The sequence below is a fragment of the Yunchengibacter salinarum genome (assembly GCF_037658235.1).
Taxonomy (GTDB): Bacteria; Pseudomonadota; Alphaproteobacteria; order Sphingomonadales; family Kordiimonadaceae; genus Yunchengibacter; species Yunchengibacter salinarum.
The window spans coordinates 280,611-299,588 of sequence record NZ_JBBJLN010000003.1 but is presented as its reverse complement, the minus strand read 5'-3'; the positions used below and the strand labels follow the sequence as shown (position 1 = coordinate 299,588).

At 59.5% G+C, this 18,978-nt stretch carries 14 protein-coding genes and 1 tRNA gene; 4 read left to right on the top strand and 11 right to left on the bottom strand.

From position 1 onward, the window contains the following. Positions 1–2: 2 nt before the first annotated feature. The 3 genes from WGH93_RS04900 to WGH93_RS04890 all read right to left on the bottom strand — a co-directional run bounded on the left by WGH93_RS04900 (position 3) and on the right by WGH93_RS04890 (position 5,380). Positions 3–1,676: a Cas10/Cmr2 second palm domain-containing protein gene (locus WGH93_RS04900; RefSeq protein ID WP_374763740.1), complete on the bottom strand. Its 1,674-nt coding sequence runs from the start codon at positions 1,674–1,676 to the stop codon at positions 3–5. A gap of 21 nt (positions 1,677–1,697) precedes the next feature. Next, complete coding sequence (locus WGH93_RS04895) at positions 1,698–5,036, bottom strand: hypothetical protein (RefSeq protein WP_374763739.1); 3,339 nt, start codon at positions 5,034–5,036, stop codon at positions 1,698–1,700. Between the two features lie 257 nt (positions 5,037–5,293). Continuing rightward, positions 5,294–5,380: transfer RNA gene (locus tag WGH93_RS04890), tRNA-Leu, on the bottom strand. 253 nt (positions 5,381–5,633) lie between these two features. On the opposite strand from WGH93_RS04890, the gene WGH93_RS04885 reads away from it, so the two are divergent. Both WGH93_RS04885 and WGH93_RS04880 read left to right on the top strand, forming a co-directional pair. Further along, positions 5,634–6,065, top strand: a complete 432-nt coding sequence (locus tag WGH93_RS04885; protein ID WP_374763738.1) for a hypothetical protein — start codon at positions 5,634–5,636, stop codon at positions 6,063–6,065. A 3-nt stretch (positions 6,066–6,068) separates the two neighbouring features. Beyond that, positions 6,069–6,365 carry a helix-turn-helix domain-containing protein gene (locus WGH93_RS04880; protein WP_374763737.1) on the top strand — a complete coding sequence of 99 codons (297 nt, stop codon included), beginning with the start codon at positions 6,069–6,071 and terminating at the stop codon, positions 6,363–6,365. 50 nt (positions 6,366–6,415) lie between these two features. On the opposite strand, the gene WGH93_RS04875 is transcribed toward WGH93_RS04880, so the two are convergent. After that, positions 6,416–7,177, bottom strand: coding sequence for a competence/damage-inducible protein A (locus tag WGH93_RS04875; protein ID WP_374763736.1), 762 nt, complete (start codon positions 7,175–7,177; stop codon positions 6,416–6,418). 15 nt (positions 7,178–7,192) lie between these two features. After that, complete coding sequence (purB, locus tag WGH93_RS04870; protein ID WP_374763735.1) at positions 7,193–8,497, bottom strand: adenylosuccinate lyase; 1,305 nt, start codon at positions 8,495–8,497, stop codon at positions 7,193–7,195. Between the two features lie 134 nt (positions 8,498–8,631). Here purB and WGH93_RS04865 point away from each other — a divergent pair, with 134 nt between their 5' ends. Beyond that, positions 8,632–9,951 carry an amidohydrolase family protein gene (locus WGH93_RS04865; protein ID WP_374763734.1) on the top strand — a complete coding sequence of 440 codons (1,320 nt, stop codon included), beginning with the start codon at positions 8,632–8,634 and terminating at the stop codon, positions 9,949–9,951. A 46-nt stretch (positions 9,952–9,997) separates the two neighbouring features. Here the strand turns inward: WGH93_RS04865 and WGH93_RS04860 are convergent, their stop codons facing one another. The 4 genes from WGH93_RS04860 to sfsA all read right to left on the bottom strand — a co-directional run bounded on the left by WGH93_RS04860 (position 9,998) and on the right by sfsA (position 12,909). Next, positions 9,998–10,435 carry an NUDIX domain-containing protein gene (locus WGH93_RS04860; RefSeq protein ID WP_374763733.1) on the bottom strand — a complete coding sequence of 146 codons (438 nt, stop codon included), beginning with the start codon at positions 10,433–10,435 and terminating at the stop codon, positions 9,998–10,000. Positions 10,436–10,470: 35 nt separating this feature from the next. Further along, entirely contained in the window at positions 10,471–11,211 is a 741-nt protein-coding gene (gene radC, locus WGH93_RS04855) for a RadC family protein (protein ID WP_374763768.1), read from the bottom strand. A gap of 70 nt (positions 11,212–11,281) precedes the next feature. Next, complete coding sequence (gene map, locus WGH93_RS04850) at positions 11,282–12,109, bottom strand: type I methionyl aminopeptidase (protein ID WP_374763732.1); 828 nt, start codon at positions 12,107–12,109, stop codon at positions 11,282–11,284. A gap of 98 nt (positions 12,110–12,207) precedes the next feature. Beyond that, complete coding sequence (gene sfsA / locus WGH93_RS04845) at positions 12,208–12,909, bottom strand: DNA/RNA nuclease SfsA (RefSeq protein ID WP_374763731.1); 702 nt, start codon at positions 12,907–12,909, stop codon at positions 12,208–12,210. Positions 12,910–13,251: 342 nt separating this feature from the next. Here sfsA and WGH93_RS04840 point away from each other — a divergent pair, with 342 nt between their 5' ends. After that, complete coding sequence (locus WGH93_RS04840) at positions 13,252–16,455, top strand: TonB-dependent receptor (RefSeq protein WP_374763730.1); 3,204 nt, start codon at positions 13,252–13,254, stop codon at positions 16,453–16,455. Positions 16,456–16,662: 207 nt separating this feature from the next. Here WGH93_RS04840 and WGH93_RS04835 read toward each other — a convergent pair whose 3' ends face one another. After that, entirely contained in the window at positions 16,663–17,202 is a 540-nt protein-coding gene (locus WGH93_RS04835; protein WP_374763729.1) for a DUF302 domain-containing protein, read from the bottom strand. A 115-nt stretch (positions 17,203–17,317) separates the two neighbouring features. Continuing rightward, positions 17,318–18,946 (bottom strand): long-chain fatty acid--CoA ligase, encoded by a 1,629-nt coding sequence (locus WGH93_RS04830; protein ID WP_374763728.1) that lies wholly within the window; start codon positions 18,944–18,946, stop codon positions 17,318–17,320. Positions 18,947–18,978: the final 32 nt, after the last annotated feature.

The following is an 18,978-nucleotide window of genomic DNA, read 5'->3' as shown; positions in this document are numbered from 1 at the left end:
GGTCACGACTCCTCGGAACTGGATTGAGGGGAAGCGTCACAAGAGGTCTCAGGCCCGTAATCCGGCACATAATCCCACAACTCCGCAAAGCTGATCAGCACTCTGCGCCGCCCGCCGCGGTCCTCAAATTGATCCCACAATAGATCACCCTCCAGGCCAAGCGCCTCTCTCAGCTTCTCTTGATCTATTTTGGTGGCTTGGGCCTCCTGCTCCAGATGACGGATCAGATGATATAATTGCGACCGCGCAATGGGCTCGCCGCCGTTCGGGCTCGCCTCGTCCTTGCCACTCTCCCCGGCGGCAAGAGCATGAACCCGGTCCGCCAGATCAAGCAGGGAGGGAAGACCCTGTTTATCCTCACCGGCTTCCCCCAACAGGAAGGTGAAGTCTTTTTCCTCCACACCCTTGAACAGTTCTTTCCGGTGCGCCGTGATCGCCGACTTGCCCGCTGTTGCGCTTTCGCTCTCGAAAATCTCCATCTGGATGACATTGGCGCTTTGGTTGCCAAGAGCCTTTTTGCCCTCATCCGCGATGTGGCGGGCGATCTCCGTCAACTGGCGAATAGGGGTTTTATAGTGGGCAATGGCGAGACCCACGGCATGGGTGAGAGGCTGCTTCTGGCCGCCCGCAATCTCTGACCAGGCCTCATCCCGCAGGGCGTCGGCGAGCGTTTCCAGAACCGGAAACGCCATCCATGCGGGGAAGACGAACATATACTCATCCCCGCCCCACAACAGCGTCTCGAACGGAATCACGCCCTCCGGCTGGAGCGCGCAAACCTTTTTAAGCACGGCGCGAAGCAGCCCCCTTTGTGCTGTTTTCACGTTCTCAGCGAAGTCTTTTTCGGTTGCGAGCGGGACGTTACTTTCCCTGATGGCCTTCTCGCGGGTGGCCGTGAATTTGTTGCCATCCAGATAGAGCACCGCGATCTTTCCCTGGACAGAAAGCGGCAACTTTATGCCTTTCGGCGTGCTCTCCGCGATCTCTTCGAAATTGTCCGAAAATTTTCGATCAGGGACCACGCTTCGGCCCAATTCCTGCTCATAAAAAGCCTGGCGGAGCTTTTGGCCGTATCTGCGGCGTGCGGCTACAGACAAGGAAGCCTCATCGGCCTTTTCCTTCGGCGTATGAACTTTACTTGTGCAAGGACGCACGCCGTCATAGGGGCAATATTTTTCGGCATTACCGCCAAGCGCCGGATCGACGGTGGGGCGTTTGAATTGTCTACCCTTGATCGCGCGATCCAGCGCGCGGCGCGTCGTCAGCCAACATTGGTTAGAGACATCCGGCTCTACGGCCAGCCCGATGGTCAGATGAGGCAAAATCCGGTTGACGAAATCCTCCACCGTTTCCGCTTCCCCCGAAGTCTCCTCCGGTTGCGTCTTTAGCGAAGCGAAAAGCCAGTCCCGCTTTTCCAGCAGCGCCTGGATGTCGTGGTCCCGGTATCGGGAAGGGTCCACGCTTATCTTGAACCGGCCAATGGACGCGCCCGTCCATAATTCTTCAAACGCGCCGTTGACACTGACTCTATCGGCAAATTTCTTGGCAACCACCTTTGGTGCCAACAAGGCAGCGCGGGACCCTCCGCGCAATGTGCTTAAATCTCGCACATCCCCCATGGTCTCCACGAAATTGAGGATTTCGACCTGAAGAACAAAATCCTTATAATCCGTCATCCAACCCTCCCCGTAAGATAATCATCGAAATAAGAAAAAAACAAAAACAGATATAGAAATTGCGAAAAATGAAAATTTAACTAAAGACCATAAATAAATCATAATATTCTGAATGATCGATTTCAATTTTATTTTGGATTTTTTTTCCTCATTTGTTTCGATAATTTTATTGCTAAATTTGTTCATAACCAAAACCAAAACCATCGATAGCGTGAAAACAAGAGAAAATACTCCGACAATCCTTAAAAATTTTCTCAATATAGAGTGAACATCATCCAAACCAAAAAAATCTAAAATGGGATTATGGTAATTATAAAAAATATTATTGAAGCTAAATATTGAGAATATTGTCACGACGGTCGCAATGACAGCTATTGCTTTTTCCGTAATTCTTTTTTTATTTTCACGATCCATTTCTTGAAGGTCATCAATTGCTTTTATTTCTTCACCTATCTCATCTTTTAGAGCATATAGCTCAAACTTTTCCATCATTTTAGAGAAAAGCTCACGCCCTTGTATTTGGGTGGTGATGGATGGAAACCATAATTTTTTTATGAATTCATTATAGTTTCGCCGTATTCCCCTAAATTTTTCATTCTTATAACTATAATCATGCATTCTATTACTATAATTCGTTAAAATCGCATTATAAAATAATACGAATACAAACATCGCTTTATAAATAACGAAATTATGGTTTTTATGAATAACATTCCTAGAAAACCAACCATTCCCCATAAAGGCAAAAGAGTGCCCGGTTAAATAATAGCGCGTTCCCATTTCGTGAAAGCGCATATACCGGCTGTCATCCACGTCTTCGGCCTCAAACCGACGGTCATACATGGGCGCGCTTGAATGGGGGTCAAGCTGACTGTAACGCAGCTCCACCGTGTTCATGCGGCTGCGCATTACCTCCAAATCACCCAGGTGCTCGCTGTCCGAGCGCAAAACAGCACTTGTCATGACCGGCATCCGATCATCACAAAGCGGCTCTATTTCGTGCTGACTTGGCTGCCGCTTCCCACTGCCTTCCTTTTTCTGAATCAAGTATTTTTCCGAGGCGCCGCTTTCCCCCCTCTCCGTTTCATAACCAAAATCTTTCAGCGTTTCCTTCAAAAGGCCGCCCATCCAGCCAGCCATCAGATCGGTGACAAGTTGATGCTCCAGCGCCATCATGCCGATCGGATGCTGGCCGTCGGCCTCAGTCCTACTCAGGCACAATTCAACAATCGGCCTTCGGCCAATTTGCTTGTGACATGCCCGAAAACGGGTTTGGGCGTTGAATTCGGTCAATTGCGCCAATGTCTGTATCTGCCGCCCTTCCCGCGGGCCGGCAAGAATGGACAGAACCTCGCTGTCCTCATGACCCACAAAGCTTTCATCACCACCAAGGTGACTCTCGGCGAATTCCACCTCCAGAAGCAGCGTTTGATTGTGCCCGGAATGAAAACGAAGCCCCGAAACCGGCAGCTCAACAACCCAGGCCCGCCTTTCTTTGCTCGCCGGGAAATGTCGAATGAATTTCAGTTGAAAAGAGAGCGCGTCTTTATGGAAGCGGGATATGATCCGCATCGCATCATCTTTGGACCGGTCATTAATCTGTGACGGTAAAATCGTGTCCCGAACAAAGCCGGAATAATATTGCCGCGCCTGTTTGTAAAAATCTGGAAATGAAAACGCGGCTTCGGGGCCTCGCTCGTCGGAAGCAGGGTCCCGTTTCCCCGTGAAATCGGCCGTTTCACCCTTTTGCTCTTCGACCTCTGTGTCGCAATCCTTCCGGTCAGGGCAATCCTTTGCCGCCGGGGCCACGGCTTCACAGACAAAGCGCCATGCCTTATTCCTCTCGCACCGCACCGGGCCCAGATCCAGCATGCGCGCCCGGCCATCATCCTCCGCATCATCAGGCAGGGAAACTCCCACCGGCAGGAAAAAGCTGCTTCGCCAGGCACACAAATACCGTGCATCCGCAAGCAGGTTCGCAAGAAAACGATCCGTCAGAGAAATCATCAGCTTGTTGGATTGATCGACATCCCCTTGGGGATCGGCAAGGCCGAAATAACAACTCCCGCCGCCGCCGCCATAAACAGCCAACCTATCGCGCGGCACCTTTCCCATATCCGAAACCGGCTGGGTGAAGACCGACCCGATAAAGGCGGCAACAAGGGAAGAATCCCACGCAGGACCCGAATATTCCACACGCCGAACAGCGCCCAATTTCCCCAAATCGTTAAACGCCCCGCTGGAAGGACCGACCTGTTCATCGTCGCTTGTGGAAGAGAAAAATATCGTCAGAATACGGCGCTGGCAAAAAGCCGGGTCGGACTTCGCGCCGACAGACGGAATCAGCGGCCACAATTCTTCATAAACGCCATCCAGCAGGGTCTTGCGCAGGGCCACCGGGGCGACGATCACCAGCAGGGCGTCATCGTCCGCATCCCCGATTGGATTGGACACACCGGCCCCCATCCAATTCCACCGCCCATACAGGCCCGCTATATCCTTATGGTCTTCCGTTTTCGTCGATTTCCCGCATGATCCCGGCATAGCTTTCGCTAAGCGATCAATGCCAATATCACGGAGATATTGTCTCGCCTGCGCTCGTCCACCGACGGCATCATCAACAACTTTCTTGAAATTTGGAAATGCCGTGCGGATCGATTGCTGGAATTCCTCGGATTTCTGCTCGATACGGGAAAAAACATGATCACAGAACGCAGCAAGGTTTGCTTCAGTTTTTCCGGCCTCATCCGCTTTCAGAAACTTCTGGAATGACTGCCCGCCCTGCTGCCGCATCAATTCGATCAAACGAAGATTCGACACCGCATGGCATCGCGCGAACTTTTCATCCCATTCCATCCCCTCGCCAGTCATCGCTGCCCGGCGCAATAAAGGCACAAAGCCCTTGTCATTGGCGGAGACCAGAGCGGGAAGGTTCAGCTTCAGGTTCCAGATATCAGCGATGAAATCATTGACCAACCCCCGGTCAATCGACAGAAGGTCGAGCAGCTGATCCAGACTGCTACGCGCCATCCGGCGATCATCCACCGTGCCGTCCACTCCAGCATAAAGATGATGATCGACAATGCGAACGGTCACGCCCTTGTCGCGCAGGACTTTTTCAAGCTCTGGCGCATAAAGCTCAAAAAACACGACAGATTGCGCGGACAACAAATCCTGAAGACGCGGATCATGAATAGGGAGTTCCTGCCCCCACTCCACGCTGACCAGGTGCACATTTGGCAGAGTGGCGGGATCGATAGCCCCGGCAAATGCCCCTTCTCTCTGCGTAACACCGTATAGCAAACGCCATGCGAGCAATGCTTCCAGGTCATTATCGGGAATCAGAATATGATCGACCACGAACCACCCCCATCGTCAGGTTCGCGCCAACGCTCCAACAAAATTCATCATGTTTCAATCAAAAAGAGCATATTTCAAAAAAGACTGGTGAATTTAAAAAGACCCCATCACCAAGAAAGAAAAAGAAAGCGTCACCGCAATCCGCCGCACCCTTGTGGTACGGGCCGGTCAGCGCACGCAACATCGTGCCCCCGCCACAGGGCGCGATAGTATTACGCAACGAACCAGCGATAAAAAACTGAACCGTCGGTAAAAGATGGTGCCCGCGCCCGGACTCGAACCGGGACGGCCTTACGGCCCAGGGATTTTAAGTCCCATGCGTCTACCAATTTCGCCACGCGGGCATGGTGAAATGTGCGACCGGTGGTATAAACCGCGATGATCCGCCATGGCAAGCACGGAGCGCGGGGAGATCCGGCGGGGGTGCAGGCTTTTGGAATAATGTGGTTTTTTATGGATGCGACAGGGCTGTCATATGCCGCCTTGCCGCCTGTCGTGCTGCTGTCGTGGTTCGACACGACCGGATGTCGCATAAAAAAAGCCCGGTAATGACGCAAACCATGTCAGACGCGATTATTCCATAAAGGGAGGATATCCATGACCGACACGCCATCCGTTGACGACACCCCCCTCGACACGCCGCAACCGGCCAGCGCATTTTCGTTCCGCCGCGGCATCCGGTTCCTGTGCCGGGACGGCGAGCGGGAAATCGATGTGTGGGGCTCCACCTGGACAGGTCGGGAAATCATCCGGGTGAACGGCGACGAAATGGTGAACGCCCGGTCCCTGTCCCTGCGGTCCAATCAGGTCTTCGACTATGCGGGCGACCGCTATGAAGTGCTGTGGGGGCTGAAAACCCTGGGCAGCATTGAATGCCTGATTCTGAAGAACAACCATCTGATTTTTCGGGGACTTGGCAAACAAACCGCCAAGAGGCGCTGGCCGATGATAATGCTGTTGTTCTTTATGGGCGGTATGGCCGGGGGGTTCGCGGCCTATCACCTGTTCAAGCTGCTCGGCGGGAGCTGATTCATGCGGGTTGATGGACAGAAACTGTACGCCGCCCGCCTGCGGCGAAGCTGGACCCAGGCCCAGCTTGCCGAAGCCAGTTGTCTGTCTTTGCGAACAGTGCAGCGGGTGGAGCGGCACGGCGCCGCAGCGGCGGAAACCATACAGGCGCTCGTCGCCACGCTGGAGGTGGACGTGCAGGACCTGGCCCCGCCGCTTCCTGAACCGGGCGGGGCTGTGTTGCCGGTGCGCTGGATACCCCCGGTGCTGTTCGTAGCGGGGCTCGCCGTCGGCTTTATCGCCGGTGTGGCCTTCGGTTAGGCCGACCCGCCCCGGCCCGGTTCGCATGAGGCCGCACCGAGCCGGGGCCTTCAGGCAAGAGTTTCCACCGCGCCCTTCGGCAAAGCCTTGTCATCCACCCAGTGCAGAAGATCATCCATGGCCGCTTCCAACGCGGCTTCATCCGGCGAGCGGATCACCACCTGCACGCCGGCCTCCCCCTGATGGAAAAAGGGATAGCTGCCCACGCCCACATCGGGGTGCCGGTCCTGCAAGGCGCCGATATCCCCGGCAAGGCGGCTTTCTGGCACATGAAGGGTGAGCGCTTTGGAATGCACCGTGCGACCGCCCTCAATCCGGCCATCAAGGTGGTCCAACATGCTTTGCATGATCTTCGGCACGCCAGCCAGCGTGTACACATTTTCCACCCGAAAGCCCGGCGCCACGGAAACCGGGTTGTCGATCAGTTCCCCGCCTTCGGGGATACGGGCCATGCGCTGCCGGGCCGCGGTGAAATTGTCCGCTCCGTAATGGGCTTCCAGCCGCGCAAAAGCCTGACGGTTTATGGGCAGGTCCACACCAAAGGCGTCGGCGATGCAGGCCGCCGTGATATCGTCATGGGTGGGGCCGATGCCGCCGGTGGTGAAAAGATATGTGACCTTGCCGCGCAGCGTATTGACCGCGTGGACGATCTCGTCCCGATCATCCGGCACCACGCGAGCTTCCACCATCTGAATGCCCCGCGCGTTCAGCCACTGCGCCAGATAGGGCAGATTGGCATCCTGCGTGCGACCGGACAGAATCTCGTCACCGATAATCAGCAGCGCCGCCGTATAGGTCCGATCCGAAGCCATGAAGCCCGCTCCCGTTCAGCTTTCCCCGAAAACCCGCTGGAAGATAGTATCCACATGGGCCGTATGATGGCCCAGGTCAAACAGGCTGCTGATGCCTTCGCGGCCCAACTTCTCCACCACGGTCCCGTCCGCCAGCAGCAGGTCTTCCAGTTGTTCCCGCCCGCGAGACTCCCATACCTTCATGGCATTTTTCTGCACAAGAGCATAGCTGTCTTCCCGGCTCATACCCGCCTGGGTCAGCGCCAGCAGCACACGCTGCGAATGGCACAACCCGCCCAGACGGTCCATATTCTCACGCATGGCTTCGGGATACACCAGCAGATTGTCCATCACACCGGCAAGGCGGGCCAGCGCGAAATCCAGCGTCACGGTGGCATCCGGCCCGATATTGCGCTCCACGGAAGAGTGCGAGATATCCCGCTCGTGCCACAGGGCCACATTTTCCATGGCGGGGATGGCATAGCCGCGCACCAGCCGCGCCAGCCCGGTCAGGTTCTCGGTCAGCACCGGGTTGCGCTTGTGCGGCATGGCGCTGGAGCCCTTCTGCCCCTTGGAGAAATATTCTTCCGCCTCCAGCACTTCGGTGCGTTGCAAATGGCGCACTTCCGTGGCAAGTCGCTCCACGGAGCTTGCCACCACCGCCAGCGCCGCGAAAAAGGCGGCATGGCGGTCGCGCGGGATCACCTGTGTGGAAATGGGCTCCGGCTTCAGCCCCATTTTCGCGGCCACATGTTCTTCCACGCGCGGATCGATATTGGCGAAAGTGCCCACGGCCCCGGAAATGGCGCAGGTGGCCACTTCTTCCCGCGCGGCCACCAGCCGGGCACGGCCCCGGTCGAATTCCGCATAGGCCTGGGCCATTTTCAGCCCGAACGTGGTGGGCTCGGCGTGAATGCCATGGCTACGGCCAATGCAGACCGTATCCTTGTGCTCATACGCCCGGCGCTTCAGGGCGGACAGCAGCGCATCCATGTCCGCGATCAGAATGTCCGCCGCGCGCACGCACTGCACATTGAAGGTGGTGTCCAATATGTCGGAACTGGTCATGCCCTGATGGACGAAGCGCGCCTCCGGCCCCACATGCTCCGCCAGACTGGTGAGGAAGGCGATCACATCGTGCTTCACCTCGGCCTCGATCTCATGGATGCGTTCTATATCCCACTTGCCCCGCGCCCAGACGGCCTCGGCCGCCTCTTTCGGGATCACGCCCAGATCGGCCTGGGCATCGCAGGCATGGGCCTCAATCTCGAACCAGATGGAAAACTTGGACTCATCGCTCCAGATGGCGGCCATGTCTGGCCGGGAATAGCGCGGGATCATGGATATCCTCCGAATTATGGGGCTGCGGCGCCTGTCTGCTAGCAGAAAGCGCCGGTTGCCACAAGCGGGCGGCGCTTGACATAAGGCGATGGCGCGCAAATCCTGTTGCCTCACCATCAACCGGGAGACTGTTCATGCGCGTTTCTGCCCTGCTGCTCGCCGCGGCGTTCGCCCTGATGATCGGCCTGCACGCACGCCCTTCGGCGGCGGATGAGCGGCCCATCCTGTTCGACAATGTGGCGCTGCTCACCATGACGGACGCGGACACGCCATCGCTGATCCCGGATGGTCGCCTGCTGGTGCGGAAAGATCGCATCAGGGCGCTGGGCACGGCGGAAAAGGTGAAAGCGCCGGACAACGCCCGCATTATCGACGGCGGCGGCGCCACGCTGATGCCGGGGCTGGCGGAAATGCACGGCCATCTGCCCTATTCAAGCTGGCCCGACGAGCGCGCCCATGACACGCTGTTCCTGTATCTGGCCGGCGGCGTGACCACCGTGCGCGGCATGTTGGGGGACCCGGTGCAATTCACGCTCCGCGACCGGATCGACCGGGGGGATATCGCCGGGCCGACACTGTATCTGGCCGCCCCCAGCCTGAACGGGCGCACCGTCACCAGCCCGGAACAGGCGGCAAAGGACGTGCATTCGCACAGCAAGGCGGGCTGGGACCTGCAAAAGATTCACCCCGGCCTGTCCGTGGCGGAATATGATGCCATTGCCGCCGCGTCCGCCGAAGCGGGCCTGCCTTTTGGCGGCCATGTGCCGCAGCCGGTGGGCGTGCCCCATGCGCTGGAATCCGGGCAGATTTCCATCGATCACATGGATGGTTACATGGCCTGGCTGAACGGCGCCGACGGCCCCATCCCGCAAGCGCGCCTTCAGGAAGCCGCCGAGCGCACGGCCCGGGCGGGCACCTGGATCGTACCCACGCAGGCCCTGTTCAATCTGTTTCGCGGCGGCGGCGACCCGGATCGGTTGATGCAACGGGACGAACTGGCCTATGTGGATGCGGCTACGCTGCGGGACTGGCGGGAAGCCGTGCGCCAGGCCAATCTGGGCGCCAGGCCGATCATTGCGGAAAACCGCCAGCGGCTGTTGAAGGCCATGGCCGACGCGGGCGCCAATATCGCCCTGGGCAGCGATGCGCCGCAGGTTTTCTCGGTCCCTGGCTTTTCCATCCGCCATGAAGTGGCCGCCATGAAGGCGGCGGGCCTGACCAATGCACAGATACTGGCGTCCGCCACCAGCGCGGCGGGGCGCTATTTCGAGGACAAGGACAGCTTCGGTACGCTGACCCCCGGCGCGCGGGCGGACCTGATCCTGGTGGACGGCAAGCCGCAAAAGGACATCCAGGCCCTGTTCAGGCTGAAAGGCGTGATGGCCGCCGGGCGCTGGCTGGACCGGGCCACGCTGGACCGGCGGCTGGAAGCCATCGCGGCGCGGCGGCAATAAGGCCCGGCGCCGGGCCGGCCCTGATCCGAACCGGGCCGAAAGGCGCCTAACCCCGCATGGACGACAGGAAAATGGCGTTCTGATAACCGGGTTGCAATTCCAGCCGGGCGGCCTTGCGGGGGCTGATGAAAGCGCCCCAGTCATGCTCTTCGGACAGGGCGACAGGCAGCTTCCGGGCGCGTTTTTTCAGCCGCGTTTCATAGACCGTCATCAAGCGGTCCCCCAGTCCGGGCCGTGTCTTGACCCAGCTTGCGATAAAGGTGAACCGCTTCACGCTCAGCCCTATTTCTTCGAGAATTTCCCGGCGCAGGCCATCAAAAAGGTCTTCGCCCGGCTCCAGCTTGCCGCCGGGCAGGTCATACAGGCCGCTGGACTTGCGCAGTACCAGAATCTTGCCATCCCGGCTCACCACCACCGCCTTGGCGGACATGGGCAGGCTTTCCAGCGCCCGCTTCTCGGACTTTACCTGTTGCCAGAGCGGCATATCCTTCCCCTGCCGGGCCCTTCAAGCGCACGCGCTCAGAGCAGCCCCATGGATTTGAAACTCCTGTGACCCTTGCGCCCCACAACAAGATGATCATGCACCCGAATGTCAAGCCGCTTGCAGGCGTCCACCAGTTCGCGGGTCATGGCGATATCCCCCTTTGAGGGGCTGGGATCGCCGGACGGATGATTGTGCACCAGAATCACGGCGCTGGCCCCCAGTTCCAGCGCCCGCTTGACCACTTCGCGCGGATAGACCGGGGTGTGATCAATGGTGCCTTCCCCCTGAACCTCGTCGGCGATCATCACATTCTTGCGGTCGAGGAACAGCACGCGGAAGCGCTCCCGCCGGCCACGGGCCATGGCGGCGCGCACATAGTCCAGCAGCGCATCCCAGCTTGAAATAACGGGCCGGTCCACCACGGATTCACGGGTCAGATGAATGACGGACGCTTCCACCGCCTTGATCGCCGCAATGGCCGTATCGCCGAGCCCGTCCACGCCGCGCAGCTCCGCCACCTCGGCGGCCAGCACCTCGCCATAGCTGCCGAAACGGGCGATCAGATCCTTGGCCAGCGGCTTCACATCCCGCCGGGGTATGGCCATGAACAGCAGCAGTTCCAGCAGCTCATAGTCGGCAAGGCCATCCGGCCCCGCTTTCAGGAAGCGGTCCCTCAGTCGCTGACGGTGGCCGCTGGCATGGCGGGCGGCGACGGGTGCCCTGTCCCCGTTCGCATTCCTGTCCCCGGCCTGATTCCCGTCCCCCGCCTGTGGCATTCTGTCCTCCGAACTCACTGTCATCGGCCCCGCACAGCCGCCCCCGGCTGTTGGCGCCGATCAAATCCCGTCAGGCCACCTCGAAGGGGGGCTTGTCCAGCCCCTTGGGCGAACGGGTGAACACTTCATGGCCATCTTCCGTCACCGCCAGGGTATGTTCATACTGCATGGACAGCTTGCGATCCCGCGTTACCGCCGTCCAGCCATCGGACAGGATCTTGGTGGCGGATCGGCCCTGATTGATCATCGGCTCGATGGTGAAGAACATGCCCGGCTTCAGCTCCGGCCCCGTGCCCCGGCGGCCAAAATGCATCACGCTGGGCTCGTCATGGAACACCCGGCCAATGCCGTGGCCGCAGAAATCCTGCACCACGGAATAGCGGTTGTTTTCCGCATGTTCCTGAATGGCGGCGCCGATGTCGCCCAGATGGGCACCGGGGCGCACGGCCTCGATCCCCTTCCACATGCATTCAAAGGTGATATCCGACAGCCGCTCCGCCAGCAGCTTGGGCCGACCAACGAAGAACATGCGGCTGGTATCGCCGTGCCAGCCATCCAGGATCACGGTCACGTCGATATTCACCGTGTCGCCGTCCTTGAGCACCTTGTCCCCCGGAATGCCATGGCAGACCACATGATTGATGGATGTACAGATGGACTTGGGGAAACCGCGATAATTGAGCGGCGCGGGCACGGCCCCATGGTCGGTGATAAAGATGTGGGCCAGCCGGTCCAGTTCGCCGGTGGTCACGCCGGGCCGCACATGGGGCACCAAATGGTCCAGCGTTTCCGCCGCCAGCCTGCCCGCCTTGCGCATCCCCTCAAAGGCGCTCTCGCCGTGCACCTTGATGGCGCCGGTGCGCATTGTGGGCGCGTCCAGTTCGTCGATATAGGTCATTTGTCCGTTATCCTTTGCCGCTGTCCGAATATGCGCAAGGCCCGCGTCACGATTATATGCCGCATCAGCATATCATGCCGGCGGAGCGAATGGGCCGGTCAGCCACCCAGATCATGGGGCAGCGCACGCCGCACCCGCACCGCCCGCTCGGAGACCGCGCAATCATATACCAATATTTCGACCCCGTGCGCGGCTGCCGCTTTCAGCGTATCCGCATAGGCAGGGTCGATCTCGCTTGCGGGCATGAATAGCTTACAGTCCCCCCGTTGTACAAGAAAGACCATCACCGCCCGGTGCCCCGCATCCACCATGGCCATCAGTTCCCGAAGATGCTTGCGCCCGCGCGCCGTGATCGCATCGGGGAAGCGGGCCACGCCGTCGCCCGCCAGGGTCACGTTCTTCACCTCCACATAGGCGCGGCGCCCGCCGTCTTCCAGCAGGATGTCGATACGGCTGTTTTCGCCGTAGCGCACTTCCCGCCGCAGCCGCTCATAGCCTTTGAGCGGGGCGATGGTTCCATCCGCAATGGCCTCCGCCACCACGGCGTTGGGCCGGTTCGTGTTGATGCCCACAAGCGCGCCGCCCACCTCCACCAGTTCCCAGCGCCAATCCAGCTTGGCCCGCGGATTGGTGTTGGCCGACAGCCAGACCCGCGCGCCTTCGGGCGCACAGCCCAGCATGGAGCCGGAATTGGCGCAATGCGCCGTAACGCGGCTGCCATCGGGCAGGATCACATCGGCAAGAAAGCGCTTGTAGCGACGCTCCAGTACGGCTTCCTGCAAGGGTGTGTCGAACTCCATCCAGTCTTGTCCTTTGTCTTATGTGTGGTCGCGCCCGGACAGTTTGCGGCGCGTGCGCCCCGAAATGATCCTGCCCCGATTCGCCTGTTTCCGGCGTCAGAGTCATGCAAAACAAGATTTGACCCTTCGGTCAGGAATTATTCGCAATGCCCGCCTGACCGTTTGTTCAGGATTCTTTCGCAAAAGCGTTGCGCAGAAGCCACAGCCTGACATTTAACGCACTCTTGCCGCGCCGCAGCATTAAACGTGTCCTCGCCAAATCGTGATAAGTGTGAGATCGCATAGTCTCGGAGTTAATCCAAAAGAACTGACAAGCAAACAAGTCTCGGGAAGGAATCAGACATGAAATCTCTTAGGCGTTTTGCGTTGATGGCCACGGTTGCGGGGTCGGCCATCGCGCTCGGGGGGGCGGCATATGGCCAGTCCACCTCGTCCAGTCTGCGTGTCACCGTGGTGGATCAACAGGGCAACCCGGTAGATGATACGGCGGTTGAGGTGGTGCACATTCCCACCGGGAAAGTAAGGACCATACAGACCAACAATAACGGCATGATCAGTGCGCGTGGTCTTCAGGTGGGCGGCCCGTACATGGTGCGCCTGCCCGATGGCGCCGAATACAGCGCGCCCGATGTGGCAGCCATCTTCCTGACCCTGGGGCAGACGGAAGATATCACCCTGCCCGTATCCGCCAGCGGCGAGATCGAGGAAGTGACCATCACCGCCTCGGCCCTTTCCAGCATGTTGCGCACCGGCGCGGGTGAGGATTTCTCCGCGCAGGATATCCAGCAGGTGCCGTCCATTTCGCGGGACTTCGTGTCCGTTCTGCAAACGGATTCCAAGGTTCTGGTGGACACCACCGTGGCCCGCGGGCCGGCGGTTTCCATCGCGGGTTCCAACTTCCGCTTCAACAGCGTAACCATTGACGGCGTGCCGCAGAACGACAATTTCGGCCTGTCCAAGAATGCGTCCGCCACTCAGCGTTCACCCATTTCCATCGATGCGATCGAACAGATCAATGTGAACATCGCGCCGTTTGACGTGACCTATGGCAACTTCCTGGGCGGCAACATCAACATCGTGACCAAATCCGGCACGAACGAGTTCCACGGCAGCGCCTATGCCTTTTACAGCGATGACAGCCTGACCGGGAACGATTCCGGCAATCAGGACCTGCGCATTGGCGACTTCGAGGAAGAAACCTATGGCGGCACCCTTGGCGGGCCGATCGTCAAGGACAAGCTGTTCTTCTTTGCCAACTATGAGCGGTTCGAGACCACCCTGCCCTCCAACTCCGCTTCCATCGAGCGGATTCAGGGCGTCACACAGGAAGACGTGGACCGCGTGCGCCAGATCACGCAGGATCAATTCGGGTTCGACCCCGGCGCCTTTGACGCCGTGGATACCGATACGGACGAAAAAATCCTGATCAAGCTGGACTGGAACGTGAACGAAGACCACCGCGCCACGGTGGCATTCCAGCGCGCCGACGGCGATGTGCTGTTCGACGACTTCCCGGAAGTGGCCTCGCTTCAGTCCAACCGCTACAACATCAATGAGCGGATGAATTCCTGGTCCTTCCAGCTCTTCTCCGACTGGACGGACAATTTCTCCACCGAGATGAAGGTGGGCTGGAAAGACGTGAACAACCGGCAGGTTTCCGTTCAGCAGGATACGCCGGAATTCACCATCACCGCGCCCGGCGGGGGTACCATCAATGCCGGTGGGGACCGCTTCCGCCAGGCCAACGAGTTGGACAACAACACCCGGATCATCAAGCTGAAGGGGGACTATTACGCCGGTGCCCACACCATCACGGGCGGCTATGAGCAGCAGCGGGACAATATCCGCAACCTGTTCCAGCCCTTCAGCCAGGGCCAGTTCCTGTTCGGCTCCATTGACGATTTCGAAGCGCGGAACCCGTTTGCCGTGCTGTTCGGCAACTCGTTCACCGGTGATCCGAAAGACACGGAAGTGAACTTCGCCCTGACACAGCACAGCTTCTATCTGCAGGACGAATGGGTGCCGATCCCGGAACTGACCATCACGGCGGGCCTGCGCTATGACGTGCTGGAAAACAACGGCAAGCCGACGCTGAACCCCAACTTCGTGGCGCGTAACGGCTTCACCAACCAGGAAAATCTGGACGGCAAGGATCTCTGGCTGCCCCGCCTGGGTGTGAACTATCAGCCCACGGATCGGCTGACCCTGCGCGGCGGTGTGGGCCTGTTCGGTGGTGGTTCGCCGCTGGTGTGGCTCGCCAACTCCTATGGCAATAACGGCATGACCCGCCGTTTCGCCAGCTTCTTCTTCCTGCCCGCCGCCCCGGACGTGGCCGCCGCAGCACAACAGGCACTGTCCGGCGAACCTGACGGCGATGCAGCGATCGAGAACCTCCAGCCCTTCATCGCCAACACACCCACCAACGAAGTGGACGCCATCGACCCGGACTTCGACCTGCTGTCCAACTGGAAGATGAACCTGGCGGTGGATTACACGGCTGATCTGTCGTCCGTCGGTCTGGGCGACGGCTGGGACCTGTCCGCGGAAGCGATCTGGACCAGCGTGAAGGACGGCGTGTCCATGCAGGAGCTGCGCCGGGAGCAGGTGGGCACGGCACCGGATGGCCGCCCCATCTACAACTTCACCGAGGAAAGCGGGGACTTCCTGCTGACCAACGATCCGCGCGGCAATACGGAGCTTTACACCTTCGAGGCGGACAAGTCCTGGGATACGGACTATGGCTATTTCGATCTTGGCCTGTCCTATTCCTATATGGACAAGAAAGAAGTGCGCTCTGCCAACCGCTTCGTGGCCTTCGAGCTGTTCGCCTTTGACGCCACCACCGATTTCAACAATATGGATCTGGCGGACTCCAAGTTCGAGGTGCCGCACCGGATCACCGGCACGCTGACCTGGGAAGAAGAACTGTGGGGCGATAACAAGACCGCCATCGACCTGGTTTATATCGGGCGTTCGGGCCGGAAATTCTCCTACACCTTCGGCAGTGGCCCGGCACCCTTCGGCGGCACCTTCCTGGCTGACTTCGGCAGCGAGGGTGACAACCCCGGCAGCCAACTGTTCTATGTGCCCACCGGCATCAACGATCCGCTGGTCACGTCGAACACGCCGAACTTCCTGGCAAACCTGAACGAGTTCATCGACAACGACAAATGCCTTCAGGACTTCCGGGGCTCTATCGTGCCGCGGAACGCCTGCTCCACAAGCTGGGTGAACCAGGTGAACCTTCAGTTCACGCAGGAGTTCCGTATCGGTGACAGCAATGCCTTCGAGTTCATCTTCAACATCGAAAACCTGGGCAATCTGATCGACAAGGACTGGGGCCGCGTGGAAAGCTTCCTGGCACCGTCCAATGTGGCCGTGGCCAATGCCAGCATCAGTGCTGACGGCAGCCAGTTCGTGCTTGATCCCGCGCCGGGGTCCGAGGCCGGCCAGCCGAACTCGCCGGGCGCCGTGACGCCGGACCCGACCATTTCGCGGATTCCGTCCGTGTACAAAATCCAGTTGGGTCTGCGCTACAAGTTCTAGAGCAGAAACCAGTATTCAGCGCACACCATGCGCCATGGAAGCGCCGGGGGTTCCGCCCCCGGCGCTTTTTTCATGAATCGGACAGGCTACACATACACGCAACCGCCCCATATTCATTGCCCCGTTTTCCACGAAAAAAGCCTGCCCTCGATATGGGGGCAGGCCCTGTTCACGCTTGTGCGTGCGCCATTTTAAATGGCCCACCGATCACATGGATGGTTGCCCCTGCTCCCGCGCAGCCGCTTCCGCCACGATGGCGGCCAGGCCCTTGGTCATGCCTTCAATCTGGCCGGGGACGGGGACCATGCGCCAATTATGCGCCAGCAGGTCGGGCGCGCGATAGGTCAGGTTCACCGTGCCCTCCTCGCTCTCATGCACCAGCACCTTCATGGGCAGATCAAGCCCGACAAGCTGATTGTCCTGCATCAAGGGCGTACCCACTTTCGGATTGCCGAAAATCACCAGCGTGGTCGGGCGCAGGTCCATGCCCGCCTTTTCGGCGCCTTTGGCATGATCGATGGTGGCAATCACCTTCATGCCGCGCGACTTCACGGCTCCCTTCAGCCGCTTCACGGTTTTCTGGAAATCATGCTTGGCCTCGACGGTCAGCAACTTGACCTCGGCCAGCGGCTTTTCCGCCGACGGCTTTTTGTGCTGATCCGCGGCCACGGGCGACGCCACGGGGGCGGCAAGGGCCACGGCTCCGGCCAGCGCCAGAACGGCGGATACCGAATGCAGAACGGTCATGGTCATATCCTCCTTTTTACGGTGTCACGGGCCTTTCACGACCCTGGGCCTTTCAAGGGGCTAGACCGGGCGGCATCATTCACCGCCTGCCCCGCGCCCCCGATGGGCCAGCACGTCATATGGTGGGCAAGACATAATCGCGGAACTGATCCCGCAAATCCTTTTTGGAAATCTTGCCCGTGGCGGTATGCGGTATTTCCTCTACAATGGCCATATCGTCAGGAAGCCACCATTTTGCAACCCTGCCGCTTAGATGTTCTCGCATCTGGTCCGCGAACAGACTTTCGCCAGGCTCCAGCCGGACCACCAGAAGCGGGCGTTCATCCCATTTGGGATGGGGCAGCCCGATCACCGCGGCTTCCGCCACCGCCGGGTGGGCCAGGGCCTCATTCTCCAGCTCGATGGATGAAATCCATTCGCCGCCGGACTTGATCACATCCTTGGCGCGGTCGGTGATCTGCATGAAGCCATATTGGTCCAGGCAGGCCACGTCCCCGGTGTCGAACCAGCCCTCGGCGTCCAGAATGTCACCCCCTTCATGGGCGTAATAACTGCTGGATATCCAGGGCCCACGCACCATCAGATGGCCGCTGGTCTCCCCGTCATGGGGCAGGTGCGCGCCTGTCTCCGGGTCCTTGATCGCCATTTCCACCCCCAGCACGGGGCGACCCTGCTTGGTCTGCATGTCTAAGCGCTCAGCCGCGCCCATGGCGATGGTGGCGCCATTATCGCTGCCCACCGAGCCAAGCGGGCTGGTTTCGGTCATGCCCCAGGCATGATTAACGCGCACGCCATACTCTTTCTGGAACGCCTCGATCATGGATCGGGGCGCGGCGGACCCGCCAATGGTGACCCCTTCCAGCTTGCCGCAGCCCTTGCCGGTTTCCTTGAGATATTTCAGCATACCAAGCCAGATGGTCGGCACCGCAGCGGTAACGGTGACCTCCTCCTCCATCATCAGCTTGTGCAGGGCTTCGGGCTCGTGGTGCGGGCCGCCCATCACCAGCTTGGCGCCGGACGCCAGCGCCGCATAGGGAATGCCCCAGGCATTGGCATGGAACATGGGCACCACCGGCAGAATGCAGCCGGAAGCGCGCACATCCAGCGTATCGGCGCTCAAGGTGATCAGGGTGTGCAGAAACGTGGACCGGTGGGAGTACAGCACCCCCTTGGGGTTGCCCGTGGTGCCACTGGTATAGCACAGATTGCAGGCGGTGTTTTCATCGAAGCGCGGCCAGTGGAACGTGCCGGGTTCCGCCGCCAGAAGATCCTCATAGGACATCAGATTCAGGCTGCTTTCCGGCATGGCGGCGGCGGGCGCCATGACGATGATGTGCTCCACCGTTTTCAGCTTGTCGGCGATCGCCTCCACCAGCGGCACGAAGGTCACATCCACCATCAGCACCCGGTCTTCCGCATGGTTGATGATATAGACCAGTTGTTCCGCGAACAGGCGCGGATTGATGGTATGGGTCACCGCGCCCATGCCGGAGGCGCCGAACCAGATTTCCACATGCCGATGCGTGTTCCAGGCCAGCGTGCCCACCCGGTCCCCCGGTGATATGCCCAGCCGGGTCAGGGCCTCCGCCAACTGGCGCGCGCGCACCCCCAGGTCCCGATAGGTATAGCGGTGGCTGCCCCCTTCCGGCAGCAGGCTGACCACCTCCCGAAAGCCGTGATAGGTTTCCGCGTGTCGAAGAATATTACTGACCAGCAGCGGCCAATCCTGCATCAGACCGTCCATGCCAACCCTCCCTGTCTGTCGGCGTGTTCCCT